This is a genomic window from Rhodoferax sp. (genome assembly GCF_028714215.1).
Classification (GTDB): Bacteria; Pseudomonadota; Gammaproteobacteria; order Burkholderiales; family Burkholderiaceae_C; genus Rhodoferax.
Genome location: NZ_JAQTMS010000089.1, coordinates 1 through 10,656 on the forward strand (window position 1 = coordinate 1; position 10,656 = coordinate 10,656).

Consider the following 10,656-nt stretch of genomic DNA (forward strand, 5'->3'; position numbering starts at 1 on the left):
CGCACATTCCCTCATCGCAGACCTGCGAGACCTGTCACCTGGGCAGCACGCCCAGCGGTCTGATGGCGGCCTCGGCAACCAAGACGGCGCCGGGCACGGCGTTTGCCACGCCGGCCCCGACGACGGCTCAGATTCATACTGGCATCACCGGCGGCTGCTCGGGCTGCCACGACACCAACTATGTCTGGATGGGCGTCAATGCCTATCCCATTGCACCGACCACCAAGACCACAGGAGCCCAGTACACCGGCTTCCAGACGCGGCCTAAAGCCGCAGCCGGGACTTACAACGTGGCCGACGCAACGCACCCCAACCTGGGCGACTGCTCGCAGTGCCACAGCGGCACCAATTACTTCTCGGCCCAGGACAAGCCGGCCAACCATATCCCGACTTCCAGCACGGCGCAGTGCACGGCCTGCCATACGACACCGGGCGACTACGCGGCGATGCCGACGCTGGCCAATATCCACGCCAATGCACCCAGCACGACAGCCAACTGCGCGCAGTGCCACGGCAGCGCGGCGGCCAGCTTTGCCATTCCGGCGGCCAACTTCAGCATCGTCGGGATGCCCGGCAACCACATTCCGACCGGAGCGGCCTGCGAAACCTGCCACGTCGGTGCCGGCTCCAGCGTGGCCAGTTTGCCGGTGGGCAACGGCGCCAAGTTCAGCAACTCCTTGATGAGCCACACCGGCATCACCAGCAACTGCATCGCCTGCCACGGTCCCAGCATCACGGGTTCCAGCTTCATCGGCGTCAGCAGCATTGTGGTGATGCCGCCGACCTCGCCGATGGGCGCCAGCGCGCACATTCCCTCATCGCAGACCTGCGAGACCTGTCACCTGGGCAGCACGCCCAGCGGTCTGATGGCGGCCTCGGCAACCAAGACGGCGCCGGGCACGGCGTTTGCCACGCCGGCCCCGACGACGGCGCAGATTCATACTGGCATCACCGGCGGCTGCTCCAGTTGCCATGACACGAATTTTGTCTGGATGGGCATGAACCTGTATCCGATCGCACCGACGGTGCTGACCAGCGGAGCGCAGTACACCGGCTTCCAGACCCGGCCCAAAGCGGCGGCGGGCACCTTTAGCGTGGCCGACGCGGCGCACCCCAGCGCCGGCGACTGCTCGCAGTGCCATGCAGGTACCAATTTCTTCGCTGGTGAAATCAAGCCGAGCAACCACATTCCGACTTCCAGCACCGCGCAGTGCACGGCCTGCCACACGACACCGGGCGACTACGCGGCGATGCCGACGCTGGCCAATATCCACGCCAATGCACCCAGCACGACAGCCAACTGCGCGCAATGCCACGGCAGCGCGGCGGCCAGCTTTGCCATTCCAGCGGCCAACTTCAGCATCGTCGGAATGCCTGGCAACCACATTCCGACCGCTGCCGCCTGTGAGAGCTGCCACGTCGGCGCCGGCTCCAGCATTGCCGCTACCCCTGTCGGCAACGGCGCCAAGTTCAGCAACTCCTTGATGAGCCACAAAGGGGTTATCAACAACTGCGCGGCCTGTCACGGCCCCGGCATCACGGGCGCCAGCTTTGCCGGCGTCAGCAGCATTGTGGTGATGCCGCCGACCTCTCCGGTAGGCGCCAACTCGCACATCCCGTCGTCGACCAGTTGCGAGACCTGTCACTTGGGTTCGACGCCCAGCGGCATGGTGGCGGCCTCGGCAACCAAGACGGCGCCGGGCACCGCCTTTGCCACGCCGGCCCCGACGACGACGCAGATTCATACTGGCATCACCGGCGGCTGCTCCAGTTGCCACGACACCAACTATGTCTGGATGGGTGTCAATGCCTATCCCATTGCGCCGACCACCAAGACCACAGGAGCGCAGTACACCGGCTTCCAGACGCGGCCCAAGGCAGCGGCGGGCACTTACAACGTGGCCGATGCAACGCACCCGAATGCCGGCGACTGCTCGCAATGCCACAGCGGCACCAATTACTTCTCGGCCCAGGACAAACCGGGCAACCATATCCCGACTTCGGCGACGGCGCAGTGTTCCGCTTGCCACACGACGCCCGGTGATTACGCGACCATGCCGACGCTGGCCAATATCCACGCCAACGCGCCCAGCACGACGACCAACTGCGCGCAGTGCCACGGCAGCGCGGCGGCCAGCTTTGCCATTCCGGCCGCCAACTTCAGCATCGTCGGGCTGCCGGGCAACCATATGCCCGTCACAACGGCCTGCGAAACCTGCCACGTCGGTGCCGGCTCCAGCATTGCCGCCACCCCGGTCGGCAACGGCGCCAAGTTCAGCGGTTCCAAGATGAGCCATGCCGGTATCACCAGCAACTGTGCCACCTGTCACGGCCCCGGCATCACGGGCGCCAGCTTTGCCGGCGTCAGCAGCATTGTGGTGATGCCGCCGACCTCTCCGGTGGGCGTCAACTCGCATATCCCGTCGTCGACCAGTTGCGAGACCTGCCACCTGGGCAGCACGCCGACCGGGCTGGTGGCGGCCTCGGCGAGCAAGACGGCGCCGGGCACGGCGTTTGCCACCCCGGCCCCGACGACGGCGCAGATTCACAGCGGCATCACCGGCGGCTGCTCCAGTTGCCACGACACCAACTATGTCTGGATGGGTGTCAATGCCTATCCCATTGCACCGACCACAATGACCAGCGGAGCCCAGTACACCGGCTTCCAGACCCGGCCCAAAGCGGCGGCGGGCACCTTTAGCGTGGCCGACGCGGCGCACCCCAGCAGCGGGGACTGCTCGCAGTGCCACACCGGCACCAATTATTTCCTGGGTGAAATCAAACCGAGCAACCACATTCCAACCTCGGCCACGGCGCAGTGTTCCGCCTGCCATACGACACCGGGCGACTACGCGACGATGCCGACGCTGGCCAACATCCACGCCAATGCGCCCAGCACGACCGCCAACTGCGCGCAGTGCCACGCCGCCAGTGTGGTGGCCAGCTTTGCCATTCCGGCGGCCAACTTCACGATCCAGGGTCCGCCCAGCAACCACATGCCGATCACGACGGCCTGCGAAACCTGCCACGTCGGTGCCGGCTCCAGTGTGGCCAGTCTGCCGGTGGGCAACGGCGCCAAGTTCAGCGCCTCGAAGATGAGCCATGCCGGCATCACCAGCAATTGCCTGGCCTGCCATGGCCCCAGCATTACCGGCTCCAGCTTTGCCGGGGTGAACCAGATCGTGGTGATGCCGCCAACCTCGCCGATGGGCGCCAGCGCGCACATTCCCTCATCGCAGACCTGCGAGTCCTGTCATCTGGGCAGCACGCCCGCGGGCCTGATTGCGGCCTCGGCAACCAGGATGGCGCCGGGCACGGCGTTTGCCACGCCGGCCCCGACGACGGCGCAAATTCACGCTGGCATCACCGGCGGCTGCTCCAGTTGCCACGACACCAACTATGTCTGGATGGGTGTCAATGCCTATCCGATCGCACCCACGGTGCTGACCACGGGAGCGCAGTACACCGGCTTCCAGACGCGGCCCAAAGCCGCAGCCGGGACCTTTAGCGTGGCCGACGCGGCGCACCCCAGCACCGGGGACTGTTCGCAGTGCCACACGGGTACCAATTACTTCACGGCCCAGGACAAACCGGCCAATCACATTCCGACCTCCGGCACGGCGCAGTGCGTGGCCTGCCACACTTCAAGCGACTACGCGGTCATGCCGACGCTGGCCAATATCCACGCCAATGCACCCAGCACGACAGCCAACTGCGCGCAGTGCCACGGCAGCGCGGCGGCCAGCTTTGCCATTCCGGCGGCCAACTTCAGCATCGTCGGGATGCCCGGCAACCATATTCCGACCGGAGCGGCGTGCGAAACCTGCCACGTCGGTGCCGGCTCCAGCGTGGCCAGCCTGCCGGTGGGCAATGGCGCCAGATTCAGCAATTCCTTGATGAGCCATACCGGCATCACCAGCAATTGCCAGGCTTGTCACGGCCCCAGCATCACCGGCTCCAGTTTTGCCGGGGTGAGCCAGATCGTGGTGATGCCGCCGACTTCTCCGGCGGGCGTCAACTCGCACATCCCGTCTTCAACCACTTGCGAGACCTGTCACCTGGGCTCGACGCCCAGCGGCATGATGGCGGCCTCGGCGAGCAAGACGGCGCCGGGCACTGCCTTTGCCACGCCGGTACCGACGACGGCGCAGATTCACACCGGCATCACCGGCGGCTGTTCCAGTTGCCATGACACGAATTTTGTCTGGATGGGCATGAACCTGTATCCGATCGCACCCACAGTGCTGACCAGCGGAGCGCAGTACACCGGCTTCCAGACCCGGCCCAAAGCGGCGGCGGGCACCTTTAGCGTGGCCGATGCGGCGCACCCCAGCACTGGCGACTGCTCGCAGTGCCACAGCGGCACCAATTTCTTTGCTGGTGAAATCAAGCCGAGCAACCACATCCCGACTTCCAGCACGGCGCAGTGCGTGGCCTGCCACACCTCAAGCGACTACTCGGTCATGCCGACGCTGGCCAATATCCACGCCAATGCGCCCAGCACCACAGCCAACTGCGCGCAGTGCCACGCCGCCAGTGTGGTGGCGGGTTTTGCCATTCCAGCGGCCAACTTTGCTATTCAAGGCCCGCCCAGCAACCATATTCCGACCGGTGCCGCCTGCGAGAGCTGCCACGTCGGCGCCGGCTCCAGCGTGGCCAGCCTGCCGGTGGGCAATGGCGCCAAGTTCAGCAACTCCTTGATGAGCCATGCCGGCATCACCAGCAACTGCATTGCCTGCCATGGCCCCAGCATTACCGGGTCCAGCTTTGCCGGGATCAGCAAGATCGTGGTGATGCCGCCGACGTCTCCGATGGGCGTCAACTCGCACATCCCGTCCTTGACCACTTGCGAAGCCTGTCACCTGGGATCGACGCCCAGCGGCATGGTGGCGGCCTCGGCAACCAAGACGGCACCGGGCACGGCGTTTGCCACGCCGGCCCCGACGACGGCGCAGATTCACGCCGGCATCACCGGCGGCTGCTCCGCTTGCCATGACACGAATTTTGTCTGGATGGGTGTCAACCTGTACCCGATCGCCCCCACGGTGCTGACCACGGGGGCCCAGTACACCGGCTTCCAGACCCGGCCCAAAGCGGCGGCGGGAACCTTTAGCGTGGCCGATGCGGCGCACCCCAGCACCGGCGACTGTTCGCAGTGCCACAGCGGCACCAACTACTTTTCGGGCGCGGTCAAGCCGGCCGGTCACATTCCGACCAGTGGAACCTGTTCCAGCTGTCACGTTGTGGCAGGTGATTTCTCGATCGCCGGCCTGGCCAGCAACACGGTGTTGCACAACGGCATCAGCAGCGGCTGCGCATCCTGCCACAGCGTGGGTACCGGTGCCGGGCCGTTTGCCGGCTGTACGACGCAGGCCACCTGCACCTCGCCGCCGCCCTTGACTTACCAGCCCAAGGCCATGCCTTTGCTGGCCGGTGGTTCACCCACCGCACCGTCCTCGTCGACGCACGTGCCGGCAGCGGGGATTGCTTGCGAAAAATGCCATTCGGCCAGCGTCTTCACCAGCTTTGCCGGCATGAACATGAAGGGCAATACAGCGGCGCACGTGGCCGTTGGCGCCGCGACTTGCATGTCTTGCCATGAAGGGGGCTACAAGTGGTACGGCGTCACCAACCTGGTGACCAAGGGCGTCGGCCACGAGGGACGCAAAGCGGGTCAGGACTGCATACCTTGTCACATCAAGGTCTACAGCAAGTTCAGCGACGCAGCGCGCGTTCGACCGGTGATGCGGGGCGCGCTGAATTCGGTCAACCAGCGTGTCATGCCCGGTGAAACATCGAGTCCATCCATGCTCACGGGCGGCGCACTGGCATTCAATCACGCCGGTGTCTTGCCGGGACAGTGTCAGACCTGCCATAACGGGCAGACCGCCAGCGGGATGCCTGTCAAGCATCGGCAAACGCGCATGTCGTGCGACAGCTGTCACCGCACCACGGCCTGGAAACCGGCGCAGTTCAGTCACCAGGGCGTCGTGCCAGGCCAGTGCCAAAGCTGTCACAACAGTACCAGCGCCAGCGGCAAACCGGGCGGGCATTTCGTGACCGCCCGATCCTGTGATTCCTGCCACCGCGCGGTGGCCTGGACGCCGCTGTCGTACGCGCACCTGTCGCCCCTGTACCGTCCCCAGGCGGACAAGAGCACGTGCGTCAGTTGTCATGTCACCAACGGTGAAATCATTCCACGGCAAATGCGGGGCAACAACCGACCGAAGCCGGTTCCGGTGCGCCCGGGCCCCTGAAATGCAGGGTCACACAGCGCTTGAGCCAAGGGTGGCAGCAGCCGACGCTCAAGTCAATAACCAACAGGGAGTCCAGCCGCAGGCGCTGGCTCCGAGAGGAGGCAGGTAATCATGCAAAGTCGAGACGCGATCAAACGTTGGCTGCTGGCCAGCGTATTCGCCGCGCTGACCCAACAGGCCGGCGCGCAAACCTTGAGCGAGGTATCGGTAGCGGTCCAGGGCGACGATGTGGTGGCCCACGTCAGCTTTTCCGGGTCGGTTCGGCTGGTGCAGCAAAGCCCCACGGTGCCGACGCAGTTTGTGCAATTGCAGATCGAGTTGCTGACGGCGGACGAGGCGGTGCTGAAACAAATGGTCGCCGAGTCGCGGCATGTCGCGGCGGCCGGTGCAACGCCCGAGTTCACCTTGGTGCTGAATGCGGCGCCGAATACCCGCATGCGGCAAATGACGCTGCAATTGCGCGAAGTCACACAGGTGCGGGCGCGCCAGGGCAAGAGTCCCAACGTGATCGATATTGTGCTGGTCGGCAACGCGGCGGCACATCCGACACTGGCCCCGCCAGGTGAAAAACCGGGGACGGCGGCAGCGCAGCCAGGCCCGGCGCTGCCGGCTCCGGCCGGCACGCCAGCGGGCGTGCTGGCGTCTGCCGAAGTGGAAGCCCGTGCCGCCGAGTTGATGGCCTCGGCCCGGGATGCCGTGAGCAAGGGACGCACCGAAGCCGCCATCTCCCAGCTCAATCAGTTGCTGCTGTTGCCACCCAATTCGGCAACGCAGGACGCGCAGGAAATGATGGGCCTGGCCTGGGAGCGCTCGGGCGACCTGGCGCGCGCAAAAATGGAGTACGAACTCTATCTGAAGCTTTTCCGTAGCGGCGAGGGCGCTCAGCGGGTGGCGCAGCGACTGGCTTCGATGGGGGTGGCCCCGACCAAACCGGAGGCCCCGGCGCAAGCCGCCCAACCGCTGGCGGCCCAGCAGTCCGGAGTCAAGTACACCGGCAGCGTGGCACAGTATTACTTCGGCGGCAAATCGCGCAGTCAGTCGCTGGTGAACCTGGACTCGGGTATCGATCAATCGACCTTGACCAAAACCACCGAGTCGGCGCTGGTCACCAATCTTGATCTGGGCGCACGCTATACCACCGAAGCATCGGATATCCGGGCGGTTTTCAGAGGCACCGGATCGGCCAACCTGTCGGAGACCTCCAACAACACCAGCATTCTGAATGCGGCGTATATCGATTACCGCCAGACCGCCAGCGGAATGGCGGCCCGCGTTGGCCGGCAATCGGCGATCAACGGCGGGCTGCTGGGCATGTTCGATGGTGTTTCGCTGACCTATCCGGTGCGCCCGGGGCTGCGTGTCAATGTGATGGGTGGCGCGCCAGCCAATCCGCTGGTTTCGGCGCCGGGCGAACGCTTGTTCGCCGCCATGGTGGAGGCCGACTCGATCATTGGCAACTTGAGCGGCGACATGTACCTTCTGAACCAGTCCACCGAGGGGATCGCCAACCGCCGCGCCATCGGGACCGAGTTGCGTTACTCGGACGAACGCGGATCCTTGTACGCCCTGCTTGATTACGACCAGCTTTTTCACGCGGTGAATGCCTTCTCGGTGCAGGGTTCCATGCAAGGGGCCGGTCAAACCACTTACACGCTTTTGCTGGACTCGCGAAAAGCGCCCTCGCTGCAAGTGACCAATGCCTTGATCAGTAGCGGTGCCGCCTCGTTGAACGCCTTGCTGCAGACGCAGAGCATGGAGGAGGTCCTGGCAGCGGCCCGAGCGACCACGGCACAGGCGCGCCAGATTTTGTTCAGCGTTTCGAAGCCCCTGGGCGAGAAGTGGCAGGCCACCGGAGATATCCGCTTCAGCGATATCGGCGAACTGCCGGCGGTCGGCAACTTCGAGGCGACGCCCGCAACCGGCGCCCAGTACGGTCTTTCGCTGCAACTGACCGGCTCGAACCTCTACTCCAAGCGCGACATCAACAATTTCAACCTGAGCCTGTTGTCGACGCCGTTTTTTCATGGTGCTCAACTGGCCTATAACAACCTGACCGGCTTTGCCGACAACAAGATCACTCTGGAGCCTTCCATGCGGGTCTACGTGCAGCAGGATGTTCAGGGTTCCAGAATGACCCGCGTGACGCCGGGACTGCGCGCTTCCTACAACTGGTCCAAGCGGACCAGTGTCATGGGCGAATGCATGGTCGAGCATTCGACGAATCAGGGACCGACCAACCAGGACACCACGAACTCGGTATTTTTCTATTTTGGACTGCGCCATGAATTGTTCTAAACAGCGCTTGCCGGCTGGCGCCAGAGCCTGCGCAGCCTTCCTCCCGTTGGCGCAGATTGCAAGGAGCACAAATTGAGTTCACAGCCCGAGAGTCAAGCCCTGGATGCCAGCGCTGGCGCGGCGCCAGCAACAGCCGGCGCCGAGAAAAGTGGGGTGCCGGGAGTATGGCTTGCCCTGGCCGTCCTGTCGGTGGTCCTGGCAGGGGGCGCTTATCTGTATTTCTCCGGAAATTCCAGCAAACCGGTTTCGGTCATGCCCACTGTCGGTCCGGCAGCCTCTTCAGCTGCCGGCGGCGGGGCGCCGAAGTCGCTGAAAGCCCTGTCCGACGAGCAGCTTGAGCGCATGGTGGCGCAGGCGCTGGTCCTGACGCAGAAAGAGCCCAAGAATGCTCCCGCCTGGGCGATGCTGGCGCACTCCTACGAGATGCTGGGTAAATTTGCCGAGTCGTCCAAAGCCTATACGACATTGACGCAGCTTTTGCCCAACGACGCACAAGCGCTGGCCGACCACGCTGACGTGCTGGCGGTGGTCAATGGCCGATCCTTCAAGGGGGAGCCGGCTGCGTTGCTGAAACGCGCGTTGGCCATTGATGCGAAGAATACCAAGGCGCTGGTGTTGACGGGCTCCGCCTACCTGGAAGAAAAAGACTACGCGCAGGCGATTGCCTATTTGGAGCGGGCGCGTGCCGCGGCCACCGACCCGGGCTTGCAGCGCCAGATCGACGCCAGCATCGCGCAAGCCAAGGCCCCGTCGGCGGCCACCTCTGCCGGGTCGGCCATCCCGGTGCAGGGCAAAGCCAGCGCCAGCGTGCTTGCCGGGGCACCGGCGCAAGTGTCCGGACGGGTCTGGCTGGCTGACGACCTGCGCGCCAAGGCGCCGGCCCAGGCCACGCTGTTCCTGTACGCGCGCCCGGTGGACGGTTCGCGCATGCCGGTCGCGTTGCTGCGGAAGAAAGTCAGCGACCTGCCGTTCAACTTCACACTGGATGATTCCATGGGCATGGTCCCCGAGGTCAGCTTGTCGAAATTGTCTTCGGTGGTTGTCGTGGCCCGCATCTCGGCGCGCGGCAATGTGACGCCGGTGGCCGGAGATCTGGAAGGTGTATCGGCACCGGTGCCGGTCGGGAGCAAAAACCTGAAGCTGGAGATTACCGAGGTGCTTAAGTGAGAGGGTCGGCATTGTCGCGTGGCAGCCGGCTGCTGGCGCTGTCCTGTGGCCTGTTGTTCTGTGCCAGCCAGGCACGGGCCGTTCTGGGTGAGACAGCCGACTCGGTCGATGCGGATCAGCTTTACTTCAAGGGCCAGCGCCGCCAGAGCATGGCCGGGCGCATGAATGCCCACGAGATCAGCTTGCCCGATGGTTCCAGCATCAAGGAGTATGTGAATGCTGCCGGGGTGGTATTTGCGGTCTCCTGGCGGACCCGATTGAAGCCTGATCTGGAGCAACTGCTGGGGCCCAATTTTGTTCTGTACACGGGCCGGCAGAATGCGGCTTCGGGTGTTGCCGGCAGCAAAATGCTGCGCTCCGTGCGCCAACCCGATCTGGTTCTTCATCAGGGCGGACGGATGAACGCCTTTGCCGGCCTGGCCTATGTGCCGACGCTGGTTCCGGAGGGCTTCGATGCCGACACTTTGCGCTAGGGCGCGTCTTCTTCTGGCCGCCTGTTCGGTCCTGGCCGCTGTCACCGGCTGTGGCGGTGGCAATTCGTCGGTCACCACCTATTCCGGTGGTGGACTGGGAAGCGGATCGGTGGCGAGCACGGCCATCCTGGACACGCCAACCGGGTCTAATACGACCGAAGTGATTGTCGATTCCGGTCCGGGCAGCTTTTCGCTGGGTGCGGCAAATATCCCCTACGTCACGGTCACGGTGTGCGCGCCGAACTCAAGCGCCTGCGTGACGATCGATCATGTCTTTCTCGATACCGGTTCCTACGGTCTGCGCGTGCTCAAAAGCAGTGTCGTCGGTTTGTCCCTGCCGCCGGTGACGCTGGCGGCCAATGCGCAACTCAATACGCCCGGTGGAACCGCCGTGGAGTGTTACCCCTTCGTTCTCGGCGACGTCTGGGGTCCTTTGGCCAAAGCGGGTATTCGTATGGCGGGGG

5 protein-coding genes are annotated in these 10,656 nt (G+C 64.5%); all 5 read left to right on the forward strand.

Annotated features, from left to right (window positions below; translation table 11 throughout):
* The first annotated feature begins 62 nt into the window (after window positions 1–62).
* Window positions 63–6,257 (forward strand): cytochrome c3 family protein, encoded by a 6,195-nt coding sequence (locus tag PHS32_RS23545; RefSeq protein ID WP_301081935.1) that lies wholly within the window; start codon window positions 63–65, stop codon window positions 6,255–6,257.
* A gap of 111 nt (window positions 6,258–6,368) precedes the next feature.
* Entirely contained in the window at window positions 6,369–8,552 is a 2,184-nt protein-coding gene (locus PHS32_RS23550) for a hypothetical protein (protein WP_301081936.1), read from the forward strand.
* 72 nt (window positions 8,553–8,624) lie between these two features.
* Entirely contained in the window at window positions 8,625–9,719 is a 1,095-nt protein-coding gene (locus PHS32_RS23555; RefSeq protein WP_301081937.1) for a hypothetical protein, read from the forward strand.
* A complete protein-coding gene (locus tag PHS32_RS23560) occupies window positions 9,716–10,192 on the forward strand; it encodes a DUF2844 domain-containing protein (RefSeq protein ID WP_301081938.1) in 477 nt (158 codons plus the stop codon). Before PHS32_RS23555 ends, PHS32_RS23560 begins: the two co-directional genes overlap by 4 nt.
* Window positions 10,173–10,656: DUF3443 family protein (locus tag PHS32_RS23565; RefSeq protein ID WP_301081939.1), on the forward strand; the 484-nt coding region annotated here is incomplete at its 3' end. The genes PHS32_RS23560 and PHS32_RS23565, both read left to right, overlap by 20 nt.